21 protein-coding genes are annotated in these 21,249 nt (G+C 59.8%); 9 read left to right on the forward strand and 12 right to left on the reverse strand.

Going from position 1 to position 21,249, the window contains the following annotated elements:
- The first annotated feature begins 265 nt into the window (after nucleotides 1-265).
- From VJ369_RS18405 to VJ369_RS18430, 6 genes are read left to right on the forward strand one after another with little or no spacing between them, the layout of a single operon-like run.
- Nucleotides 266-4,246: a Pls/PosA family non-ribosomal peptide synthetase gene (locus tag VJ369_RS18405; RefSeq protein WP_324093451.1), complete on the forward strand. Its 3,981-nt coding sequence runs from the start codon at nucleotides 266-268 to the stop codon at nucleotides 4,244-4,246.
- Nucleotides 4,247-4,263: 17 nt separating this feature from the next.
- On the forward strand, nucleotides 4,264-5,196 hold the full coding sequence (gene dapA / locus VJ369_RS18410) for a 4-hydroxy-tetrahydrodipicolinate synthase (protein ID WP_324093452.1): 933 nt from the start codon (nucleotides 4,264-4,266) through the stop codon (nucleotides 5,194-5,196).
- A complete protein-coding gene (locus tag VJ369_RS18415; protein ID WP_324093453.1) occupies nucleotides 5,193-6,386 on the forward strand; it encodes a heparan-alpha-glucosaminide N-acetyltransferase domain-containing protein in 1,194 nt (397 codons plus the stop codon). Before dapA ends, VJ369_RS18415 begins: the two co-directional genes overlap by 4 nt.
- A 52-nt stretch (nucleotides 6,387-6,438) precedes the next feature.
- Complete coding sequence (locus VJ369_RS18420; RefSeq protein ID WP_324093454.1) at nucleotides 6,439-6,591, forward strand: hypothetical protein; 153 nt, start codon at nucleotides 6,439-6,441, stop codon at nucleotides 6,589-6,591.
- Complete coding sequence (locus VJ369_RS18425) at nucleotides 6,564-7,193, forward strand: pyroglutamyl-peptidase I (protein WP_324093455.1); 630 nt, start codon at nucleotides 6,564-6,566, stop codon at nucleotides 7,191-7,193. The genes VJ369_RS18420 and VJ369_RS18425 overlap by 28 nt, the downstream gene beginning before the upstream one ends.
- Nucleotides 7,194-7,206: 13 nt before the next feature.
- Complete coding sequence (locus tag VJ369_RS18430; RefSeq protein WP_324093456.1) at nucleotides 7,207-7,839, forward strand: hypothetical protein; 633 nt, start codon at nucleotides 7,207-7,209, stop codon at nucleotides 7,837-7,839.
- On the opposite strand, the gene VJ369_RS18435 is transcribed toward VJ369_RS18430, so the two are convergent.
- Together VJ369_RS18435 and VJ369_RS18440 are read right to left on the reverse strand one after the other, a co-directional pair.
- Nucleotides 7,836-9,320, reverse strand: a complete 1,485-nt coding sequence (locus VJ369_RS18435) for an MFS transporter (protein ID WP_324093457.1) — start codon at nucleotides 9,318-9,320, stop codon at nucleotides 7,836-7,838. The two genes, VJ369_RS18430 and VJ369_RS18435, sit on opposite strands and share 4 nt — an antisense overlap.
- Entirely contained in the window at nucleotides 9,317-10,486 is a 1,170-nt protein-coding gene (locus VJ369_RS18440; RefSeq protein WP_324093458.1) for an amidohydrolase, read from the reverse strand. Before VJ369_RS18440 ends, VJ369_RS18435 begins: the two co-directional genes overlap by 4 nt.
- A gap of 117 nt (nucleotides 10,487-10,603) precedes the next feature.
- On the opposite strand from VJ369_RS18440, the gene VJ369_RS18445 reads away from it, so the two are divergent.
- Nucleotides 10,604-11,206, forward strand: a complete 603-nt coding sequence (locus VJ369_RS18445; protein ID WP_324093459.1) for a hypothetical protein — start codon at nucleotides 10,604-10,606, stop codon at nucleotides 11,204-11,206.
- Between the two features lie 49 nt (nucleotides 11,207-11,255).
- Complete coding sequence (locus VJ369_RS18450) at nucleotides 11,256-12,710, forward strand: HNH endonuclease (protein ID WP_324093460.1); 1,455 nt, start codon at nucleotides 11,256-11,258, stop codon at nucleotides 12,708-12,710.
- On the opposite strand, the gene VJ369_RS18455 is transcribed toward VJ369_RS18450, so the two are convergent.
- Together VJ369_RS18455 and serS are read right to left on the reverse strand one after the other, a co-directional pair.
- A complete protein-coding gene (locus VJ369_RS18455) occupies nucleotides 12,711-13,541 on the reverse strand; it encodes an HAD family hydrolase (protein WP_324093461.1) in 831 nt (276 codons plus the stop codon). It lies immediately after the preceding gene.
- A 113-nt stretch (nucleotides 13,542-13,654) separates the two neighbouring features.
- Nucleotides 13,655-14,932: a serine--tRNA ligase gene (gene serS / locus VJ369_RS18460; RefSeq protein WP_324093462.1), complete on the reverse strand. Its 1,278-nt coding sequence runs from the start codon at nucleotides 14,930-14,932 to the stop codon at nucleotides 13,655-13,657.
- A gap of 38 nt (nucleotides 14,933-14,970) precedes the next feature.
- Between serS and VJ369_RS18465 the strand changes: the two genes are divergently transcribed.
- Nucleotides 14,971-16,017: a diacylglycerol/lipid kinase family protein gene (locus VJ369_RS18465; RefSeq protein WP_324093463.1), complete on the forward strand. Its 1,047-nt coding sequence runs from the start codon at nucleotides 14,971-14,973 to the stop codon at nucleotides 16,015-16,017.
- Here the strand turns inward: VJ369_RS18465 and pheA are convergent.
- The 8 genes from pheA to VJ369_RS18505 all read right to left on the reverse strand — a co-directional run bounded on the left by pheA (nucleotide 16,014) and on the right by VJ369_RS18505 (nucleotide 21,241).
- The gene (pheA, locus tag VJ369_RS18470) at nucleotides 16,014-16,937 is read right to left on the reverse strand and encodes a prephenate dehydratase (protein ID WP_324093464.1); all 924 of its coding nucleotides are present in this window, start codon (nucleotides 16,935-16,937) and stop codon (nucleotides 16,014-16,016) included. The two genes, VJ369_RS18465 and pheA, sit on opposite strands and share 4 nt — an antisense overlap.
- A complete protein-coding gene (locus VJ369_RS18475; RefSeq protein ID WP_324093465.1) occupies nucleotides 16,934-17,260 on the reverse strand; it encodes a rhodanese-like domain-containing protein in 327 nt (108 codons plus the stop codon). Before VJ369_RS18475 ends, pheA begins: the two co-directional genes overlap by 4 nt.
- A 346-nt stretch (nucleotides 17,261-17,606) precedes the next feature.
- Nucleotides 17,607-17,939, reverse strand: coding sequence for a hypothetical protein (locus VJ369_RS18480; RefSeq protein ID WP_324093466.1), 333 nt, complete (start codon nucleotides 17,937-17,939; stop codon nucleotides 17,607-17,609).
- Nucleotides 17,936-18,253, reverse strand: a complete 318-nt coding sequence (locus tag VJ369_RS18485) for a hypothetical protein (RefSeq protein ID WP_324093467.1) — start codon at nucleotides 18,251-18,253, stop codon at nucleotides 17,936-17,938. Before VJ369_RS18485 ends, VJ369_RS18480 begins: the two co-directional genes overlap by 4 nt.
- 2 nt (nucleotides 18,254-18,255) lie before the next feature.
- Nucleotides 18,256-19,104 carry a phage major capsid protein gene (locus VJ369_RS18490; protein WP_324093468.1) on the reverse strand — a complete coding sequence of 283 codons (849 nt, stop codon included), beginning with the start codon at nucleotides 19,102-19,104 and terminating at the stop codon, nucleotides 18,256-18,258.
- Nucleotides 19,105-19,237: 133 nt separating this feature from the next.
- Entirely contained in the window at nucleotides 19,238-19,435 is a 198-nt protein-coding gene (locus tag VJ369_RS18495) for a hypothetical protein (protein ID WP_324093469.1), read from the reverse strand.
- Between the two features lie 12 nt (nucleotides 19,436-19,447).
- On the reverse strand, nucleotides 19,448-19,927 hold the full coding sequence (locus VJ369_RS18500; protein WP_324093470.1) for a hypothetical protein: 480 nt from the start codon (nucleotides 19,925-19,927) through the stop codon (nucleotides 19,448-19,450).
- Nucleotides 19,928-19,942: 15 nt separating this feature from the next.
- Complete coding sequence (locus VJ369_RS18505; protein ID WP_324093471.1) at nucleotides 19,943-21,241, reverse strand: phage portal protein; 1,299 nt, start codon at nucleotides 21,239-21,241, stop codon at nucleotides 19,943-19,945.
- Nucleotides 21,242-21,249: the final 8 nt, after the last annotated feature.

The raw sequence follows: 21,249 nt of genomic DNA on the forward strand, positions 1-21,249 counted from the left end.
CTTTAAGCCACACCTTGAAGTTCGGCTGAAATCCGTGATCCACCTCATATATGCGATACCTAGCTTGCTCGGCTCGATAATTATTGCCATGATTTGAATTAGCGACTCGCGTTGGTGACAGCTACCGCCATGGGGATGGCAGGTAGCGGTCAGATACGGCGCAGGTCAGATTCACACTCAAGTAAAACGTGTGATTCACAATTGCTGGGGAGCAATTGGCCGGAAAAATTCCGGTCCACAAATAACAATGATCCTTGGGGGAAAATTGAGCGATAGGGACCACTCTGCGCGCTCCGATGTTTCATCGGGCAATACAGCGACGACAGACCAACGTGATTCGTCGATAAACACAAACTTTGCGGAACCAGCCACCGCAGTCATCAATTTTGATGCTGAAAAGGCACTCTTTCCTAGGACCACTCCGGCCCGTGAACGCACGCTGGTCGATGTCATCAGCGCGTCCATGGATGTTTATCCTTTCGCGTTAGCCATTGATGACGGCGCACACAAACTCACCTATGAACAGCTTCGCGAAGAGGTCGATCAGTTAGCGAAGCGTCTGTGGGCAATGGACGTCGGAGCCGGGGACCGCATAGGAATCCGAGTGCCGTCCGGCTCGAAGAATCTTTACGTCGCCATTCTCGGTACGCTTTTTGCCGGCGCCGCCTATGTTCCGGTAGATGCCGACGAACCTGAAGAGCGAGCGAATACCGTATGGGAAGAAGCTGGGGTCTGCGCGGTCATCGGCGAGAACCTGAGCATCACCCACCGCGAAGCCGTACGCACCCAAGGCAACAGCCCGGTTCCCAGCCCGGATGACGATGCCTGGATTATCTTCACCTCCGGCTCTACCGGCAAGCCAAAGGGCGTGGCAATTACGCACCGCTCGGCCGCCGCCTGGATTGATGCCGAGGCAGAAATGTTTCTGCCCAACGATCCGCTGACCCGCGGAGATCGCGTGATGGCCGGTCTCTCCGTCGCTTTTGACGCCTCCTGCGAGGAAATGTGGCTGGCCTGGCGCCATGGCGCCTGCCTGGTCCCGGCCCCGCGCTCCATTGTGCGTTCCGGCGCAGACCTCGGCGACTGGCTCACCGATCGCAAAATCACCGTTGTTTCCACGGTACCGACACTGGCCGCCATGTGGCCCTCGGAAACTCTGGAAAATATCCGCCTGCTCATTTTTGGCGGTGAAGCGTTGCCGCCGGAACTGGTCCAACGCCTTGCCGGGCCAACCCGCGAGGTCTGGAACACCTACGGACCGACCGAAGCCACCGTAATCGCCTGTGGCGCAGCGGTAGACGGCCACGGACCAGTAGCCATCGGCACGCCGTTGCGCGGTTGGGATCTGGCTGTTGTCGATACCGAAGGCCACCCGGTGTCCTGGGGTTCCGAAGGCGAATTGATTATCGGCGGCGTAGGCCTAGGACGCTACCTGGACCCGGAAAAGGACGCGGAAAAGTACGCGCCGATGCCGACCCTGGGCTGGAAGCGCGCCTACCGCAGCGGCGATATAGTGCGCGCCGAACGTGACGGGCTGCTCTTTGTCGGCCGCGCCGACGAACAGGTGAAACTCGGAGGGCGCCGCGTGGAACTCGGCGAGATCGACGAGGCCCTCGCGGCATTGCCCGGGGTGGCTCAGGCCGCCGCCGCGGTACAGTCCACCCCCAGCGGGAACAAGGTCTTGGCCGGCTACCTAGTGCTGGAACCTGACACCGAGATTGATCTGGCGCGCTGCCGGAGCCTGCTGGGCCAAACTTTGCCCGCACCGCTAGTCCCCGCTCTGGGGCTGGTCGAAGAATTACCGATGAAAACCTCCGGCAAGGTAGACCGCAAGGCTCTTCCTTGGCCTTTGCAGCTGGCCAGCGACGCCCGCGGCGGACATAACCTCTCCGGCACCGAAGGCTGGATTGCCGGCATTTGGACGGACCTGCTTGGCCCGGTTCCGCTCGATGGCGACAGTGACTTTTTTGCCCTCGGCGGGGCCAGTGTGGCCGCCGCACAATTAGTCGGGGTACTGCGCACCCGGCACGCGCAGGTCTCGATCGCCGACATCTATGACAGGCCGACCCTCGGCCGCCTCGCGGCTCACCTGGACGCGCAGCAGCTGCGCGAAGTTCAGGTGTACGAGTCGCGGCCGACTCCCTGGTGGACCGCCTTGGTGCAGGCCCCGGTGATCGGCGCCCTGTATTCGATTATCGGCTTGCGCTATCTCACCGGCATGGCGCTGGTGTGCTGGGTGCTGTTCAATTTTATAGATGCTTCCTGGGTGCCCAACCCGCCGCTAGTGCCGATCCTGACGGCCTGGGTAGTGCTCTACACCTTGCCTTTCCGCGTGCTGTTTGCACTGCTTTCGGCCCGGCTGCTGCTCGCTGGAGTCCAACCGGGAAATTATCGGCGCGGAGGCTGGGTTCACCTACGCCTGTGGGCGGTGGACCGCATTGTGACCTTTGCAAAGATCGAACCGATTATGGGGACCCCGCTGGGCATTTGGTACGCCCGCGCACTGGGAAACAAGATCGGGGACAACGTGCACCTCGACGCCATGCCTGCGGTCACCGGACTGAACAGTATCGGCGCAAATACTTCCATCGAATACGAGGTTGACTTAGCCGGGCACTGGCTGGACGGAGACACCCTCGTCATCGGCCGGATCATCATCGGCCGTGATGTACGCGTAGGTACCCGCTCGACCGTCATCGGCGGGGCCATAATCGAAAACGGTGCAGAAGTTGAGCCGGGAAGCTGCGTGGACGCCACCGTGGCGGCCAATCAGCTGGTCTCCGGTTCGGCGCTGGAACATCTCGGAGACGCCGGCAGCAGCTGGCCGGCACACGATAATCCCCAGCAGGCACCGCGTGCCGGATTCCTGGGTGGGCTGCGCTATAGCCTCTCCCTGGGCGCGCTTGGCCTGATGCCGATGGTATCGGTCATTCCAGGTTCGCTCCTGCTCTTCTCGCTGATTGACGGGGCGGAAACGCTTTCTCTGGTGCTCTGGCAGCTAGCCCTCTTAGCGCCGCTCTTCGCGGTGCTCACGATCCTCATTTTCCTTGGCCTCACCGCGGCCAGCGTGCGTTTCCTGGCGCGCTTCTTACTACCCGGCTTCCACCCGGCGCAGGGAACCGCCGCCTGGGCCGCCTGGCTGACCAACCTGCTGCTGGCTAAGTCGCTGATGTCGGTTTATCCGATCTACGCCAGCATCATCACCCCGCTGTGGATGCGCCTGCTTGGTGCAAAGGTGGAGGCTAACGCCGAAATCTCCACCATGGAAACCATTCCGCACCTGACCCATATTGCGCAGCGTTCCTTCATGGCCGACCATTCCCTCGCCTCGCATCCGCGGGTGCGAGGCGGGTGGCTGCATTTGGGCGAGACGAGCATTGGGGAGAAGTCATTTGTTGGCAACTCCGGCATCGTCGGCCCGGATAACCATGTACCGGATGATTCGCTGATCGCGGTGCTCTCCTCGGCGCCGCAGAATATGCCGGCGGCCTCCAACTGGTTTGGCCGTCCGGCAATGGAATTGCCACGTCCAATAGATAACGCGCAGTCCGAGTTGACCTACAACCCGCCGCGGCGGCTGAAGGTGGCCCGCGCACTGGTTGAAGCCTGCCGGATCCTGCCGCTGTTGATCACCATCTGGTTGGCATTGGGCACCGTTTGGGTGCTGTCGGAAATGTACGTGCGGTCCGGTTTGGGGCTGACCCTGTTGCTCTCTGGTCCGGTCTTGCTGGCGTCGGCCACCGCCGCGGCGCTGATTGCACTGCTTGCCAAGTGGGCTTTGATCGGACGCTTCCGCGCAGCAGAGCACCCCTTGTGGACCTCATTCATCTGGCGCAACGAACTAGCCGACGTGTTCAGCGAGTCGCTTGCGGTAGCCGGCGTCGTGCGCATGAGCCTTGGCACCCCGATGCTCAACTTCTGGCTGCGGCTGCTCGGCGCCCGCATCGGCCGGCGAGTTTGGTGCGAGACCTGGTGGTTGCCCGAACAAGACCTGATCAGCATCGGCGACGGGGCAAGCATCAACCGTGGCACGGTGCTGCAAACCCATCTCTTCCACGATCGAATTATGCGCTTGGAACCGGTACACGTCGGTGAGCACGCAACTCTTGCCCCCAACGGGGTTATCCTGCCCGGCAGCCGCATCGGCGAAGGAACCCGCATTGGTCCTTGCTCGCTGGTGATGCGTTCCGAAGAAGTGCCGGCTAATAGCCTCTGGCACGGCAACCCCATCCGCAGCTGGTCCTAGTCTTGGAGACGCACATCATGAATAAACAGCTCAAGTACGCTACCGAATGTTTTGGACGAGTCAGCACCGCAATGATTACCGAGTTCGATCGTGCGCAGGCCGTGGATCTGGCGGCCGTGCGGCGTTTAGCAGCCGAGCTTACCGCTCCCGGCTCCAACGATGCAGTAGTAGTCAACGGCACCACGGGTGAGTCGATCTCAACCACCGAAGGCGAAAAACTGGCAATCATCCGCGCAGCAAAGGAAGCCGTCCCCGCCACCGCACGAGTAATCGCCGGGGTGGGTGCCGCCGATACTGCAAGCAGCATCCGCATGGCCGTCGACGCGGCTCAAGCAGGCGCCGACGGCCTGCTTGTGGTGGCCCCGTACTATTCGCGCCCCACCCAGCAGGGGCTGGTGAAACACTTTGAAGCCGTCGCGGACAGCACCGAACTACCGATCATGCTCTACGACATCCCCGGACGCACCGGGGTGGCTATCGATCCGGCAACCTTCACCCGGCTGGCCCGTCACCCCCGGATCATCGCGGTCAAGGACGCCAAGGGAGACCTGGAATCCAGCTCGCAGGTGATCGCCGAAACCTCGCTGGCCTACTACTCGGGGGATGACGCGCTGAACCTGCCGCTGCTTTCCATCGGCGCGGTCGGCTTCGTGTCGGTAGTCGGCCACGTCGTCGGTGAGCAACTGCGGCAACTGCTTGAACACCACAGCGCCGGACGTAACGCCGAAGCCCTAGAGCTGCACCAGCGCCTGCTGCCGATCTATCACGGAATGTTCCGCGCCCCGGCGGCCTCCTCGGTGAAGTCGGCGCTGGCCGCCCTTGGCCGCAGCGAGTCCACCGTGCGTTCCCCGATGGTGGAACTCGACGCCGAACTGGCGCAATTATTACGCGCGGACCTGATCCGGGTCGATCTGGGCGCACAACTACAAACGGCTGCGGGTATCCGATGAGTCAAGACTTTCAACCCCGTGTACGTCGACGAGCCGCACGGCCCACGCGCATCACCGGAATCGATGCGGCGCGCGGCGTTGCCCTGCTGGGCATGGTCGCGATCCACGTGATGCCGCAGTTCAACGACGAGTATGAACCGACGCTGGTGTGGTCTATTGCCGCCGGTACCTCCGCTGCGCTCTTTGCGCTCCTGGCCGGGGTCGGGCTGAGTCTGGGGTCCAAAGCTGCCACCGATTCCGCGGCCCAATTGGCTGGCGCACGGGCCGCGCTGGGAGCGCGCGCCGGGTTCATCATGGCTTTGGGTCTGCTGCTGGGCCTATTCGACATTCCCGCGTTTGTCATCCTCGCCTACTACGGAGCGATGTTTGCGCTGGCGATTCCGTTGCTGCGGCTCAAGGCCACCAGCTTAGGATTTGCCTCCCTGGGTTTCGCCACGCTCGGCGCAATCTTCACCTGGCTCATTTCGCCTGCGCTGCCCCACCTAGACGGCATCGATCCTTCGTTGAGCACCATATTCAGCGACCCCGGAGCCACCCTCGGTGCGCTACTATTCACCGGCGCCTACCCGGCACTGCCGTGGATGACCTTCCTGTGCGCCGGTATGGCACTGGGCAAAACGGATCTGCGCTCGCGAGACCTCCAGCTACGCATCGGGCTCACCGGGTTAGTCCTCTGGCTTGGTACGCAGGGGCTCTCCTGGCTCTTGCTTGGCCCACTGGGCGGCACATCTGCATTGATCGAATCAACCGGCCGCTGGATGGAACCTGCCGACGTCACCGAGGCTTTAACCTTCGGGACCCCCGACGATGTCCCGCTGGATTCTTTCTGGTGGCAGGTGACACTTTCCCCGCATTCAAATCTAGTCTTCGAACTGCTGAATACCCTAGGCGTCGCCCTGCTGGTCCTTTCGATCGCATTGCTGATCGGCCAACAGCTTTCCTGGTTGCTGCGGCCGCTAGCCATCATCGGTTCGATGACGCTGAGCATCTACACCTTGCACCTGTTCTTCTTAGCCACCGGCTTGGGCACCGAAGTACCAACCCTGTCCTTCTGGCTGCAGATCTTTGGATCGCTGCTGTTTGCGGTCTTATGGCGCAATATTTCCGAACTTCCGCAAGGCCCGCTGGAGCATCTCACTTCCGCCCTGGCTAACCGGTCCAAGGCACGGACATTGAGCCGAAAGGGCTAATATTGCGCACCACAGATTGCACTGCGCTGATCTCTAGGCGATACTCAATGCCGTGGACACTGAACGCGAGCTCGCCGGCAGGGCGCTGTACGAAAGCCGACTGAAAAACCTTCACGGCTTGCTGATGCCCGACGCTCCGGCATGGGAAGATCTCGCCAGTGAGGTACGCGAACGCTGGTGCTCCTATGCGCAGGACGAGCAGTAATGCGCATTCTTGTCACCGGGTTTGAGCCCTTCGGCGCCGACAGCAGCAATGCCAGCGAGCAGACGCTGAGCCTTCTGCCGCAGTCCTTGGGTGAGCACCGGATCCACACCGGCGTTCTGCCGGTCTCTTTCCGGCGCAGCGCCCGGGTACTTGATGAACTGATCGCCGTGCACGTGCCCGATGTGCTGGTGCTTTTGGGCGAGGCCGGGGGACGGCAGCAGATCAATCTGGAGCGCTTTGCGGTGAACCAGATGAGCGCGCGCATCGCCGATAACGACGGTGCCCAACCGGACGGCGAGCGCATCGAGCCAGCGGGCCCTGCCCGGCGCACCGCCACGCTCACGGTCCCCAGCGAGCTTTCGTTCAGCGAGGATGCCGGTCGTTTTGTCTGCAACCGGATCGCTTACCACGCCTATGGCTTAGCCCTGCCCGCCCAGTTCATTCATGTGCCTGCGGTACGCCCGAACCGACAGCGCGCACTCGTTGGCGCGGAGACCGACGCCGGCGCCCCGGTGTCCAGCGAGCTGACTGCGGCGCAGCTGGCGGATTTGCTGACTCAGTATCTTCAGGACATTTGTTTTCACCACCGGCCCCATAGCTAGTTACGGTTAACCTATGAGCCTGACCAACCTTTCCCCGCGCCAGCAGTTTGCCGCCGGCCGAGTCCCACTGCGTTTAGCCAGTTTGTTCGCCGGGCTGCTGCTCTTCGCATTGGCGATGGCGTTGATGGTCCGGGCAAATCTAGGTGTTGACCCGTGGAATGTGTTCCATCTGGGCATCAGCGGCCACGTGCCGCTCTCCTTGGGGAGCATCGTGATCATCGTCGGGGTGATCATGCTGCTGACCTGGATTCCGATGAAGCAGTGGCCCGGGGTCGGCACCATCGCCAACGTCTTTGTCATCGGTGTGGCGCTGGACGTTTTCCTGCTGAGCCTGCCCGAATTTTCCGGGCTGGGCTGGCAAATTCTGTGCCTCATCGCCGCGATCCTGATCAATGGCCTGGGCGGCGCCATGTACATCGGCAGCCACTTTGGCGCCGGCCCGCGCGACGGGCTGATGACCGGGCTGCACCTGCGCACCGGGTTGAGCATCCGGCTGGTGCGCACCAGTATCGAACTGCTGGTGCTGGGCATCGGCTGGCTGCTGGGCGGTCCGGTAGGTTTGGGCACCGTGGCCTACGCGCTGTTGATCGGCCCCTCCACGCAGTTCTTTTTCCGCTTCACCATCATCAAGCTGGCCAGCGCCTAGGCACCAATCGATGGCGTTGCCGGAACCTCGTTTCCTGTCTTCTGCGTCCCGCGCGGTACGGTGACCATAATCGAGATGATCGCGATCACCACCATCAGCAGGTTGAACAGCACTCCGACGGCCCCGCCGAAGCGCAAGCCAACGTTCTCCTGATTGCCGATGAACAACCCCCAGGAACGGATCATATCCGGGTTGGCTGCCTGCGCTGCCGCATACAGCGCCGCGGAGACAGCCACCCCGATGGCATTACCCAGCGAGGAAGCCATCTTGTAGATGCCGGCGGCGGCTCCTGCCTGATTGTCCGGCACGCTGGACAGCGCCGCGTCGGTGGACGGGGTCGCATAAAATCCGAGCCCCACGCCGAAGAGCGTAAACCCGATGACCGCCAGCACGAGGTACTGGTCGACCAGCACGAAGGTCATTGAGGTCAGCAAGATGCCCAACCCCGCGATGGCGCTGCCCCAGATCATCGGACGGCGCGGGCCAAAGCGCTGCAGCAGTTTCTCGCCGACGCGGATCGTGGCGATGATCGAGATCAGGTAGCCCAGGGTCAGCAGCCCGGATTGCAGTGAGCTGAGCCCTGCGGCCACCTGCACCAGGCCCAGGGCCACGATCAGCGTGCCGGCGGCGCCGTTGAGCAGGAAGTTTGACAGCGTCGCGCCGGTGAAGGTCATGTTGCCAAAGAGCTTCAGGTCCAAGAACGCGTGCTCCTTGCGCGACTCGATGGAGAAGAACACCAGCGCGGCGATCACGGAAATGACCACCAGCCCGATTCCGGCCAGCGATAGCCAGCCCATCGCCGGCCCCTGGGAGATGTACACATTGATCGCTACCAGCGCGATGATGAACGCGATCAGCCCGCCGAAGTCGAACCGCGCGGCCGGGCCGGCGGATTCGGCTTTGGATTCCGGGGTACCGCGCAGCAAGAAGAGCGCGAGGATGGAGAGCACGATCGAAATCCAGAAGATTGAACGCCAGCCGAAGACCGAGGTGGCCATCAGCCCGCCAAAGAGCGCGCAGAACCCCGAGCCGCCCCAGGAACCGATGGACCAGAAGGACAGCGCCCGCTGCCGCTCCTTGCCCGCATAGTAGGTTTTCACCAGCGCCATGGTCGAGGGCATGATGCACGCCGCGGACAGCCCCTGTACGATGCGTCCGCCCAGCAGCAGCGAGCTTGTCAGCCCGCCCAAGTTCTCCGGTGTCAGCGCGATCAGCAGCGAACCGAGAATGGACAGGTAGATGCCCGCATACATCAGCTTCACCCGGCCCAGCCGGTCCGCCAGACCGCCGGCTACGACGATGAAGATCCCGGAGAACAGCGAGGTGATCGACACGGCCAGGTTGCCGATAGTCCGCTCGATGCCCAGTTCCCCCTGGATGCCGGGGATTACGTTAAGCAGTGTCTGGGCGAAAAGCCAGAAGTTGATCACCGCCAGCACGATGCCGATCAGCCACTTGTCGTCCGGCTTCCAGGTGCTCATGACAGCTCGCTCAGCGCGGCGAGCACCATCGCCTGCACACCGCGGGACAGGGTCGGTTCAAGTACCGGGGCGAACAGCGGCGAATGGTTGCCCACCGCAGTCCCTCCGCCTAGCAGCCAGAAGGTATACGGAATCCCAAAGGCATCCGGGATCCGGCTGAAATCCTCCGAGGCGCTTTGCCTGCTGGCGGTGCCCACCTGCCCGAAGTACTTTTTAAACGCCTCGCTCACCTGTGCGGTCACTGCCGGATCGTTGGTGGTCAGCGGGAACTGGTCGTAGTATTCGAACTCGGGCTCCTTCGGCGATCCGGCCGCCGCGCATTCACCCCGCACGATCCTTTGCACCGCGTTGATCAGCGTGTCCCGCACCGCGTTGTCATAGGTGCGCAAGTTCAGCAGCAGTGTGGCCCGGTCGGCGATGATATTGGACTTCGTGCCCACCTGGACCGAACCGATGGTGAGCACCGCGAACTGGCCCGGAGCCACCTCGCGGGAGACCACCGACTGCAAGCGCATCACGATCGAGGCGGCCAGCACCACCGGATCCACCGACAATTGCGGCGTCGACCCATGGGAGCCGGCGCCATGTACGGTAATGCGGATCGAGTCTCCGGCCGAAAGCACCGGGCCGGTGACGGTTTGCAGTTCACCGGCGGGCAGCTGCATCACGTGCTGCGCAAAAGCCACGTCGGGTGCGGGGATCTTCTGGACCAGTCCGTCGGCAATTATCGCCGCCGAACCCTGCGCGGTTTCCTCGGCCGGCTGGAAGAGCACAATGTATGTTCCGGACCACGTAGCGCGGTGATCGGACAAAAGCTTCGCCGCACCGAGCAGCGACGCCACATGTACATCGTGTCCGCAGGCATGCATCACCCCGTCATTTTCGGAGGCATAGTCCAGCCCGGTGGCCTCAGCTACCGGCAGTCCGTCCATATCCGCACGGGCAAGTACCGTGCGCCCGGGCCCATTGCCCAGCACACCAACTACCCCGGTGCCGCCGATACGTTGCACCTGGTAGCCGAATTCTTCGAGCTTGCCGGACACCAGCGCAGACGTCCGGGTTTCCTGAAGACTCAGCTCAGGATGCCGGTGCAGATCCCGATAAGTTTCATGAAGCCACTCAAGTTCGGTGTCGAGTTCGGCCAATACTTTGCGTGCGGTTTCCATTGCGCTCCCCTTCAGCAGACAGTTCTCAATATATGCCCGCTGCCCTGCCGGCGAAAGAGAACACGGTATGTTGCGGGATTGCAAGACAAAACGAGCACCTCGGGCAATACTTAAACCATGTTTGTCCTCGCGCTCAGCCCGAAGCCGCGCTCCGTCACCGACGTGCAGGCGGCCACCGAACTTTTGTGGGACCAGCTAGATCAGGTGCACACCCACGCGCCATTTATGGCGCTCAGCGGTCAATTGCTGCTGGGTGTACCGCGCGATGCGCACGCTGCCATCGACGCGATCATGCGTTGCGCCAGGCTGAACTTCTGCCATATCGGACTAGGCGTAGGCACGCTCTACGAGCCTGTGCCGGCGCAGGCAGATCTGATCGAGGGCAAGGCTCAGCGTCGCGCGCTGGGTGCCTTAGAAGCGGCCACGCACCGCGGAGAACGCGTACCTATCTCCGTGTCCTGCGGAGATCCAGACCTCGACCTTGAGCTCGAAGGCTTATTACGCCTGCTCGGCCAGTCCGTGCGCACGCGTAGCGCCGCCGAATGGGCCGTGGTGGATCTGCTGACCCCCGGGGTGCGCGGCCAGCAGAAGGCCATTGCGCAAGTTCTCGATGTCACTCCGCAAGCGGTCTCGGCCGCCATCGTGCGCTCCGGATATCACGATGAGATCGACGCCCGCAGCGGAATCGTACGGTTGCTGGAGCTAGCCGACCAGTTTTAAAGCCCAAACATTCGAAGACATTTTCGAATAATAAGCGTATAATAGAGATATGTCCGAAGCAATGGCGCCAAGACATCGCCCGCCCCAAGCAGAGTTTTACCAGGTCGCAGATGGTCTGGTAATTTCACCGCGGCGCGAGGCAACTCCAAGTAACGCGCAGCGTGCGGCCGCTAAACATTTCCAGAAAATTGCGGACTACGAAAAAGAAATCGCCCGCCTTCGCAGCAGACAGGCAGCGGAGAGCTATCAGGCCGAAAAAGAAATCGTGCGCGAGAATGAGTACCTTGGAACCTCTTGCAACGACCTCACCCGCGGGGCAGCAAGCGCCGTGGCTTTAGCCCGGCAACAAGCACCCAACGGATTTCGAAACTATTTGGTCAACTGTCGAATCCTGGCAGAAGACACCCCCTACCTCCGGCAGCACTTTGCACAGGGTAAATTCACCGAGCAGCAAATGCTGGCGATCCTCACTCCACTGCAAGAGGTCAAAACCGAACGTCGCGCCGAATTTGATGCTATTTTCCGGGACAACCCGGAAATGTTCGAATCTCAGGGGCCAAAGCAGATTGGCGAAACCGTAAAACGTTTCACCTTGGACTTCGCCTCCGATGAGCAATGTCTAAAAATGAAACAGCAAGATTCCAAGCGCTACGTTCACCTCAAAAGAGGGAAGGACTGCGTTCTGATCAACGGCAGACTGCCCGTTGTCTCCGGCACAGCGTTACAGATGCACCTGCAGCAGGAGTCTTACCGCTTGAAGCAACTTGGAGATCCCCGTACTAGAGAACAGATCAAAGCGGATCTTCTTTGCACTTACCTCCTCGCAGGTCGTCCGGAAAAACTACCGATTCAGTTGCATGTCGGCCTGATCATGACCGACAAGACGCTCTTCCTCGGCGACCGGGAACCCGCTTATATGGAAGGTTATGGCTACGTTCCGCCGCAATACGCGCGGGAACTCATCGCCGGAAGCGCTATCGCAAACGAGCTGAGTTTCGCCCAAATGGAGGCTGGTAAAGCAGACGAGCATTTGGACCGGTTAGAGACGTTACCCGACCTTATTCGACTCTATACGGCACCCGGGGATAAAGAATTAATCGCCATGGACTCCAAGGCTCGCATCTTTCCGGAAAAGCTTCGGCGCTTCGTAAAAATTCGTGACAGGCATTGCCGCACCCCATTTTGCGATGGCAAGATTACGGAAATTGACCACGTATTGCAGCATCATTTGGGCGGCCCCACAGATGTAGACAATGCAGATGGCCGGTGTTCATCATGCAACAAGGCCAAGGAGAGTCCAGGGTGGATTGAAATTGTGGCGCTCAAAGGGCCTCACACTATGCGTGTGAACCCCGGCTCCTCGATGACCTACCGCTCCACCGCACCACCGGCAACGGGATACGCACATAAACCATTTCCACAGTTGATCTGTGATTCACAATGGATACGTCGGGTGAAGCGCAGACTGCATGCCCAGCAGGATTCAAACAGCCCCGGGCCCTGACTAAACCTGCAAGAGTCCTTCAAGGACGATCGCTAGACCGTCTTCATCCACCGAAGCAGTCACCTCATCAGCAACAATCTTGACCTCTTCGGGAGCTTGGCCCATGGCGACACCACGCCCGGCCCACTGCAACATCTCAATATCGTTTCGTCCATCACCCACGGCAAGAGTCTGAGACGATTCGAACTCCAATTCGGTGCGCAGACGCTCCAGGCCACTGGCCTTGGTAATACCTTCGGCTGCAATATCCAACCACGCGGTCCAACCCACCGAGTAGGTTACGCCCGAAAGCCCCAGCCCATGTACGGCCTGACCAAAGTCCTCGGCGGTGGCATCGGTGGAGAAGACCACTACGCGCACCGCCTTGCTGCGCAGTAACTCGTCAAATTCGACCACCTTGGAGGTGGCGCCAAAGCTCGCATCGGTGAACACATCGCTGGAGAGGAACTCTCCGAGTTCATTTTCCACGGCATATTTAGCATTAGGAAGCTGACGCATCAAGGCGGCCAGCGCTAACGATGGATCAAAAACTTCACGGTGCAAAATCTCAACATCGTCGCCGCGCATTCGGGCGAGCACGCCGCCGTTACTTGCCACCACATAACCGTGGTCGATACCCAGTTCGGTCATCAGCGGCACAGCCGCACCGAGTGACCGGCCGGTAGAAATCACTACCTCATGCCCTGCCTTCACTACCGCGCGGGCAACCTCACGCACTCGGGCACTCATCAGTCCCTGATGATTGACAATCGTTCCGTCAACATCAAGGCAAATCATCAACTTGTCGTCATCTAGCCGGTCATCGTTGCCGGTCTTAGTCAAAATTGTCATAGTTCCAGTGAACCACTGCTACGTAAATATTACGATGAGCCACAACACAACGACAGGTGAACGGCTGGTTAAATGAAAATCGACCGGCCTTGTGGGGCCGGCCGACGTTCGCTTTACTTCATGATTTCGAGTCCACCAAGATAAGGCTGCAGCGCCTTAGGCACGTTGACCGTACCGTCCGGGTTCTGGTGGTTTTCCAGAATCGCAACGATCCAGCGGGTCGTGGCGAGCGTTCCGTTCAAGGTAGCTACCGCGCGCGTTTTCCCCGGCTTGCCGTCGACGATTTCGCGTTCACGAATATTCAGTCGGCGTGACTGGAAGGTCGTGCAGTTCGAGGTCGAGGTCAATTCGCGGAAGGTTCCCTGCGTTGGCACCCAAGCCTCGCAGTCGAACTTGCGTGCTGCACTCATGCCGAGGTCACCTGCTGCGGTATCGATGACCCGGTAAGGAAGTTCCATGCGACCGAGCATTTCTTCTTCCATGGCCAGCAAGCGCTCGTGTTCTGCAGCGGCCTCTTCGACCGTGGTGTAGATGAACATTTCGAGCTTGTTGAACTGGTGCACGCGAATAATGCCCCGGGTGTCCTTACCCGCGGAGCCAGCTTCACGGCGGTAGCAGGAGGACCAACCGGCATAGCGGATCGGACCATCTGTGAGGTCCATGATCTCGTTGGCGTGGTACCCGGCCAACGCCACCTCGGAGGTTCCGACCAGGTAAAGGTCGTCGCGCTCCAGCTTGTAGATCTCGTCGTCGTGTTCGACATCGAAGCCGGTGCCCTGCATAGTTTCTGGGCGGACCAACGTCGGGGTGATCATCGGAATGAAGCCACGCTCGACCGCAAGATCCAGCGCCATGTTCATCATCGCAATTTCCAGGCGGGCGCCGATGCCCTTGAGGAAGTAAAAGCGTGAACCAGAGACCTTTGCGCCGCGTTCCATGTCGATCGCGTCGAGCTTCTCGGCGATCTGCAGGTGGTCCAGCGGTTCAAAACCCTCGGCGGCAAAGTCGCGCGGGGTGCCGACGGTCTTCACCAGGGCGAAGTCGTCTTCACCGCCGGACGGAATGCCATCGACGATCAGGTTCGGGATGGAGCGCTGCAATAAGGTGCACTTAGCAGCCGCTTCGTCGGAGGCAGCTTGGGCGGCCTTCACGGAAGCCGCTAGCTCCTTGACCTCCGCCAGCAGTGCTGTACGTTCCTCGCCCTTAGCGGCGCCAACCTTCTTGGAGAAGGCATTCTGCTCCGCGCGCAGGCGCTCGTAGGTGCTTATGGTCTCGCGACGCGCCGAATCAGCCTTAATAAGCTGGTCGATTAGCGCTTCGTCGGCACCGCGCGCGCGTTGCGAGGCGCGGTACATTTCCGGATTATCGGTGAGCATTTTCAGGTCGATCACATCTTAAGCGTAGCAATTTTGAGTACGATGAGAGCACTATGCAGACAAACCGCGTGATCTTAATTTCTGTAGCCGGCGCCGCGGCAGTACTTGCGGGCGTTACCGGGTACTCCGTGCGCAAGCTTTCGCACACGAGCAAACCGATCAGCAAAGAGCCTTCGATCAAGGAGCAATCCGAGTCTGAGAAGGTCGGACTAGTAATTAATCCGTCCAAGTCAGGTGCTGACGAGGCACGTGAGGCGGTTAAGCATGTCTGCGCAGAAGCGGGCCTGGAAGAGCCGCTGGTTTTTGAAACCATCCCCGAAAACGCGGGTCAAGAAGCTGCTCAAAAGGCGATCGATGCCGGATGCGACACAATTATTGCGGCCGGTGGCGACGGCACGATTCGCGCCGTCGGAGAAGTACTTGAAGGCACCGATTGCACCCTGGGACTGCTTCCGCTAGGCACCGGCAACCTGCTGGCGCGTAATATTGAGGTCCCGCTTGATGACTTGCACACCGCTGCGTTAATCGCCGTACGGGGCATGGTGCGGCGCATTGATGTGGGACATATGAAGCTGAACCTGCTCGATGGCACAAAGGCGGATCATGCATTCCTGGTGATCGCCGGGGTCGGCACCGACGCAGACCTCTTTGACGATACCGACGAAGAGTTGAAGTCCAAGGTGGGCTGGTTGGCATATTCGGAAGCCGGTTTGCGCCAGCTTCCCGGACAACGCAAAAGGGTCGAATTTAAGCTTTCCGAAGATGAGGCCTGGCAGACCCGTAAGGTTCGCTCCGTGCTTTTCGCCAACTGCGGCAAGCTGCAGGGCGTGGATTTTGTCCCGGACGCCAAGATCGACGACGGAATTCTCGATGCCGTAGTGCTCTCCCCGCGTTCGGCGGCCGGCTGGGGTTGGATCTTGTTGAAGACCGCCTTCCGCTCGCGCAACAAGATCCCGGTGATGAGTTTTTACCAAACCACCGAGGTCTCATTGCGTTGTGCTGAACCTATGAATACACAGATCGACGGCGACCCTACAGGTCAGGTCAACGAGCTGAAAGTTACCATCAGCCCTTCGGCGCTGCGTATTCGCACGCCTTAGAGCCGCGATTTGAGCGACTGCACCCACGCCCGGGATTCGGCAAACGCACTATCTGAATTGTGCGTATCGATGAAAGGGCGGGTGCCCTGCGCTGCCGGATAGGATCCCAAGAACCGCAGTTCTGGACACAACCTGTGCAATCCGGCGAGCGCCGCGGCGACACGTTCTTCAGCAATATGACCTTCAACATCTACGGAGAAGAAGTAGTGCCCGAGCCCCGCGCCGGTAGGGCGTGACTCGATGCGCGAAAGGTTCACCGCACGAGCGGTGAACTGCTCCAGAAATTCCATCAACGCTCCGGGACGATCCTCGGACAACGGCAAAATCAACGTCGACTTATCCACACCGCTTGGCGCCGGAATGGCTCCGGGCCGTGTGACAAGGATAAAGCGGGTTACCGCCCCTGCGTGATCTTCCACCTCACGCGCCAACACCTTGAGGTTTTTCTCCCGCGCCACCAAGGGTGAGCAAATCGCGGCATCGTGATGAGTCTCTGGATCCAATAGGCCCAGCGCACCGGAAGCGGTGGATGAGGCCGGGGTGAAACTGGCGGCGGGAATGTTTGTTTCCGCCCAATGCCGGCACTGCGCCCAAGCGTGTCCGTGAGTAGAAATCTCCCGGATCTGTTCGAGCGAGGCAATTTCCTCGCGCACCGCCAGCACAAAGGTAATCGGGACCAGCACTTCGGCGACAATCTGTAACGATTCCCCGGCAGCAATGGCATCCAATGTGGCAGAAACTCCGCCCTCTACCGAATTTTCGATTGGGACCATCGCAGCGTCTGCCTGCCCTAAGCGGACCATATCCAATGCGCTATTAACGCTGCTGGCAGCAATCCGCTCACAATCCCCGGCTCCGGGAACCTGCAGCAAAGCCGCCTCGGTGAAGGTGCCCGCAGGGCCTAGATAGGCATACTTCATCGAACGGTAGGTTCCGCACCATTGTCGGCATCCATCGGAAGCTTGGCTTCTAGCCAGGCATCGGAACCTCCGGCGATATTAAATGCGGTATATCCCAGGCCGGTCAACCACGCGGCCGCCTGTGCCGAACGGCCACCGGTGCGGCAGATAACGTAGGTATCAACGTCGGGGTCCAGTTCCTCAACACGGGCAGGCAATTCACCGAGCACAATGTGCTTGGCGCCGGTCGCGCGGCCCGCTTCCCATTCGAAGTCCTCACGGACGTCAAGAATCAATGCGTCCTTAGGTACGTCGGTGACCTGAACAGTCTCAAAGTCGCTCATGGTTGGCTTTCCTCTCTGGATGGGTGTTTGCTTATAAGACTATCCATTCCCCGCCTCGAAAGCCGACATGAAGACAATAACGGGGTGCATGGTTGGCCTATGTTGAGCTTAGCTGATTCCCGCGAGTTTTCGGGGTTTTCATGGTTGGTAGGCAATGGCTGAAAGTGACCTAAATTGATGCTTTTGCGGACTCGTTGCGGACTGATGAAAGAATCCCCCGGTATTGCTACCGGGGGATTTCTTTGTATTGGCGCTGGAGTCCTACGCTATCTAACCAGTGACTCCATCGTTCCCTGCTGGATGGAAAAGAGGAAAGTCTCCAGAGGGTGACGTTAACGCCAAGTTCTTAGCCGGTGATCTTTTTCAGCTTCACCGGGATATGTGCCAGGAAGCCAGTGAACGCGCTTACTTCGCCCAGAGACTCACCTTGCACTTCATAAGTAGCGCCTCGCACGGTCATCTTGTCCAGAGCCTTGATGACTGCCGATGCTGGGACGTAGAGAACCGCCTCGGTTGATACCCGAAACGATGCAGCATCATTTGGTTCTACGCTGTCCACACGTTGTAACGATGCCCCGTGAATGGCCGGCTGGACTTGATCTTCATAGATCGGCATTCCCTGCGGGGTGCGCCCGGTTTGGACGCGCCTTGTGTGGATCACGTTCTCTCCGAAGATCATGCTGTGCGCCTCCGATACAGGTGCAGCACGGCCTGTTCTGGGATGGTGAAGCCGTTCAAACTGGCATAGGTGACCGATTGGGTCCCTAGCTGTTCCCGAACGTTCTGCTGCGGGTTTACGAGGTAACGCGCCGTAGCAGTGATGATGACGTCTTCTAGGTCTAACGTCGGTTCACCGTCGATATGAAACCCGTTGCCCCGGGTGTATGCCCTGACAAACGTGGTCACAACACGAAGGTGTTCCTGGGCGAGTGAGAGCACTTGCGCGTCCCCATCCCGCCCAAGAAACTTAGCGACCTTCGATGGCTCAATCATGCTTAGACCAGACCGGTGATCTTAATGACGGCCTCGGCGTTCAGTGGCTGCGCGTCGTAGCGTGCGATGACGCGCAGGGCCTGCTGGTCGTAGTCTGCGTAACGCTCGGTGAGTACCTTGACACTCGGTGCCATGTCGCGAGCTACTGCAACCTGAGCCATGTCTACCAGTGCGGCGTTGCCGGCTGGAACACGGTTGGAGATGTTCACCTTGGAACCCCACAGCCGGAACACGCCGTCTGCGGTTGGATCTGGCTGGAGCAAGTACTGGCCGGCGGTGTCCTTGACCTTGCGCAGTGCGGTGAAGTCGGTAGGGCGCAGGAACCACTGCAATGATGCGGTGTTCACGTTGGCTGCCAGTGCGAGTCCCCATGCATCCAGCAGGATATCCAGGTCCAGGGCGGTGGTGACCGCGAGTTCCTGGGTGTCAGCCCATGCGAAGATGCCCTGCGGGGTGCTGATGCCGTCGCCGGTGGAGCCTAGGAACGCGGTGTCCAAGGTCGAAGCCACATCAGTGACCAGACGATCCTGGAGAGCGGTATCCAAAGCTACGACCGACTGACGGGCGAGTTCATTGGAGAAGCGGGTGATGACCTTGACGGACTTCATGGTGTCCGGGAGCAGCAGCACTTCATCGAAGGTTGGGTCCTGCTCGGTGATCAGTTCATTCTGACCGTGCCATGCCGGGGTGGTTGGTGCGCCCAGCTTGGGAATGCGGATTGCGCTGCCGTTGGTGTCGAAGATGCGAGGGCCAGCAGCGAGGAAGATCGAAGCCTGCTCTAGAGGCTTGACCAGGATCTTCTGGACCTGTTCCTGAGTGAGTTCAGGTGCGTTTACGGTGGATACAGCCATTTTCTTGGCTCCTTACGTGTCAAAGTTTTGTTTGAACGTTTTGGGAGCCAGCCCCAAAAACAATATGTGGTACAAACCCACCGGGAGTCTGTACCACATATTGTACCAGATATACCCCTATGGGGTATTTTATCTACCAGTCAACCTTCGTCTCGAGATTCACTGCACCCGCTGGCCGAATATTGGGAGACGGGGATTTAGCAGGAGACGCGCCACTTGGCTTGTCATATTCACCATTGCGGATGCAGTTGATATCTTCCTGCATGATTCCGATGGTGCTGTGCAAGCTCTTGATCTCGTCGATCAATTCCTTGAGAAGCTTTTCCGTCATGATTCCCCTTTTCTACATTGCCCCTGCGCGGAGAATACCGCCCAGGCTTACATCGTTGCTCACCGGGGCGACACCTTGGCCGATGTTCCCCATTGGCTTGCGAGTGGCGAGATGTGGCTTGTCTGCCAGCACCGCGTCAATCGCCTCTGAGAGCGCCACAGGGTCATCTAGGTGGGATTCATCGAATGGAAGGTCACGAGCGTCTGCAAGCCGTCCTGTGCCCTCCACTAGCGCCGTGTGGAGTCGTGCTGCGAGGTCATCGGCACGCTTAGCCCGGTCACGATGCCCAGCAGCCTCTTTGCGTAGCTTTTCGACATATGAGCGGGGGAAGGTTTCGGCATCCTCGGAGACTTCCTGCTCCTCATTGGTGACCACGATGTTCGATACGACTTCCGTGGTTTCATCCTCGGTCGGCTCGGTGACCTCGGTAGTAACGAGGTCATCCTGAGACTGGGTTTCTTCTGGGTTCTCGTTCAAATTTTCCACAGACATGATGTTCTGCCTTTCCTAGTTTTCGATTCCTGGAGTTGCTGGCACTGCTGGAGTAGAAACAAGACTTACCTGCTCTGGAGTCCAACCCAGAGTCTCTGAGAGGATCGCCGGCAACGGGACACCAATGCTGTGCAGTTTCACCGCTGCATCCGTAGCCTGTGCCGTGGTGCGGGTTTCCTCCGAAGCCCACACCGGTTCGAAGTCGTAGCCCAGAGGATCTTCGCCAGTTTCAGCAGACTTGATCAGCGCGGCGACGTTCGCCCAAGCCTGGCCGAAAGTGCGCTGGAGACTGTTTGCCTTAGCGACCAGTGAAGCCTCAGCGGAGCGGATAGCGTCAGCCGAAGGTGGCTGTGCCGAGTTAATGCCGATGTAGTGCGGAGGTAGCCCACTGAGCGCGCCAATCTGATTAGTGACCGTGGCGATAAGGTCCGAATACCCATCCAGACGTGCACCGTCGAACTGTCCGAACTTCGTTCCCTCGTTCTCGGAGATCCACACCTTGTTAGCTTCATTGGAAAACGGCTGAATAACGTTGCCGTCTTCGTCTTCCTGGAGTTCCAAGCCGGTAGCCCAGCGCCGTGGCCGTGCGTAGAACTCCGAAGACACCAGCGAGTCCGAAAGCAACTTATTCAGTGCATCCGTGAGTCCCAAAATGTCGGTCATCTCGGATACGCCGTCCAAGTCCAGCAGCCGGCCACGATTTACCAGAGGCACAACCGGGACCACACCGAACGGGTTCGCGATGACCTCCACCGTCTGCCAACCTGTAGAAGGGAATCCAGTGCCATCGACAACGTTGGAACTGGACACCAAACGAGTGATCTTGTCCTGCTCATAGAGCACGCCGTGAGCCTGCCCATCGGTAGCCCACCGCTTGAAAGCAGCCGTGACCTTGCGAGTTGCCGGGTCATGCTTCACGGCGACTTGCTTAGGTGACTCCACCGTGACCAGAGGGCCGTTCTCGTCCGCCCACACGATGATGAATGAACGCCCGTACACCAGCGCGTCCATATGAGCCTGTGCCGAAGCATCCAGCATGTGGCAACGTCGCCAGGTACGCCAGAGGCCGGTGTCTGTAGCCTCAGACGAACCGGCCTCACGGAATCCTCGCACCTCCAAACGCTCTGCCAGCGACGTGACCGCCAGCTTGGGGAAGTTCACCGCCAACCCCGTGAGCGTCGTTCCTAGCGCGTCCCTAGCGTCTTTGGACAGGTACGCTGCCGGCTGTGTGCCGTCCCAGTACGAATCCAACGTGGAAAGCGTCGGGGCCGAAGTGTCTAGCTTCTCTGAAAGTTCCTTGATGATGATGTTCATTTAATTCT

Origin of the sequence: Glutamicibacter sp., assembly GCF_035257265.1 — a bacterium.
In the GTDB taxonomy this organism is placed as follows: domain Bacteria; phylum Actinomycetota; class Actinomycetes; order Actinomycetales; family Micrococcaceae; genus Glutamicibacter.

What these genes read in the sequence shown, in the direction of transcription:
- dapA (WP_324093452.1), top strand. Translation starts at nt 4,264, where the DNA reads ATGAATAAACAGCTCAAGTACGCTACCGAATGTTTTGGACGAGTCAGC.
- VJ369_RS18415 (WP_324093453.1), top strand. Translation starts at nt 5,193, where the DNA reads ATGAGTCAAGACTTTCAACCCCGTGTACGTCGACGAGCCGCACGGCCC.
- VJ369_RS18430 (WP_324093456.1), top strand. Translation starts at nt 7,207, where the DNA reads ATGAGCCTGACCAACCTTTCCCCGCGCCAGCAGTTTGCCGCCGGCCGA.
- VJ369_RS18435 (WP_324093457.1), bottom strand. Translation starts at nt 9,320, where the DNA reads ATGAGCACCTGGAAGCCGGACGACAAGTGGCTGATCGGCATCGTGCTG.
- VJ369_RS18440 (WP_324093458.1), bottom strand. Translation starts at nt 10,486, where the DNA reads ATGGAAACCGCACGCAAAGTATTGGCCGAACTCGACACCGAACTTGAG.
- VJ369_RS18445 (WP_324093459.1), top strand. Translation starts at nt 10,604, where the DNA reads ATGTTTGTCCTCGCGCTCAGCCCGAAGCCGCGCTCCGTCACCGACGTG.
- VJ369_RS18450 (WP_324093460.1), top strand. Translation starts at nt 11,256, where the DNA reads ATGTCCGAAGCAATGGCGCCAAGACATCGCCCGCCCCAAGCAGAGTTT.
- VJ369_RS18455 (WP_324093461.1), bottom strand. Translation starts at nt 13,541, where the DNA reads ATGACAATTTTGACTAAGACCGGCAACGATGACCGGCTAGATGACGAC.
- VJ369_RS18465 (WP_324093463.1), top strand. Translation starts at nt 14,971, where the DNA reads ATGCAGACAAACCGCGTGATCTTAATTTCTGTAGCCGGCGCCGCGGCA.
- pheA (WP_324093464.1), bottom strand. Translation starts at nt 16,937, where the DNA reads ATGAAGTATGCCTATCTAGGCCCTGCGGGCACCTTCACCGAGGCGGCT.
- VJ369_RS18475 (WP_324093465.1), bottom strand. Translation starts at nt 17,260, where the DNA reads ATGAGCGACTTTGAGACTGTTCAGGTCACCGACGTACCTAAGGACGCA.
- VJ369_RS18480 (WP_324093466.1), bottom strand. Translation starts at nt 17,939, where the DNA reads ATGATCTTCGGAGAGAACGTGATCCACACAAGGCGCGTCCAAACCGGG.
- VJ369_RS18485 (WP_324093467.1), bottom strand. Translation starts at nt 18,253, where the DNA reads ATGATTGAGCCATCGAAGGTCGCTAAGTTTCTTGGGCGGGATGGGGAC.
- VJ369_RS18490 (WP_324093468.1), bottom strand. Translation starts at nt 19,104, where the DNA reads ATGGCTGTATCCACCGTAAACGCACCTGAACTCACTCAGGAACAGGTC.
- VJ369_RS18495 (WP_324093469.1), bottom strand. Translation starts at nt 19,435, where the DNA reads ATGACGGAAAAGCTTCTCAAGGAATTGATCGACGAGATCAAGAGCTTG.
- VJ369_RS18500 (WP_324093470.1), bottom strand. Translation starts at nt 19,927, where the DNA reads ATGTCTGTGGAAAATTTGAACGAGAACCCAGAAGAAACCCAGTCTCAG.
- VJ369_RS18505 (WP_324093471.1), bottom strand. Translation starts at nt 21,241, where the DNA reads ATGAACATCATCATCAAGGAACTTTCAGAGAAGCTAGACACTTCGGCC.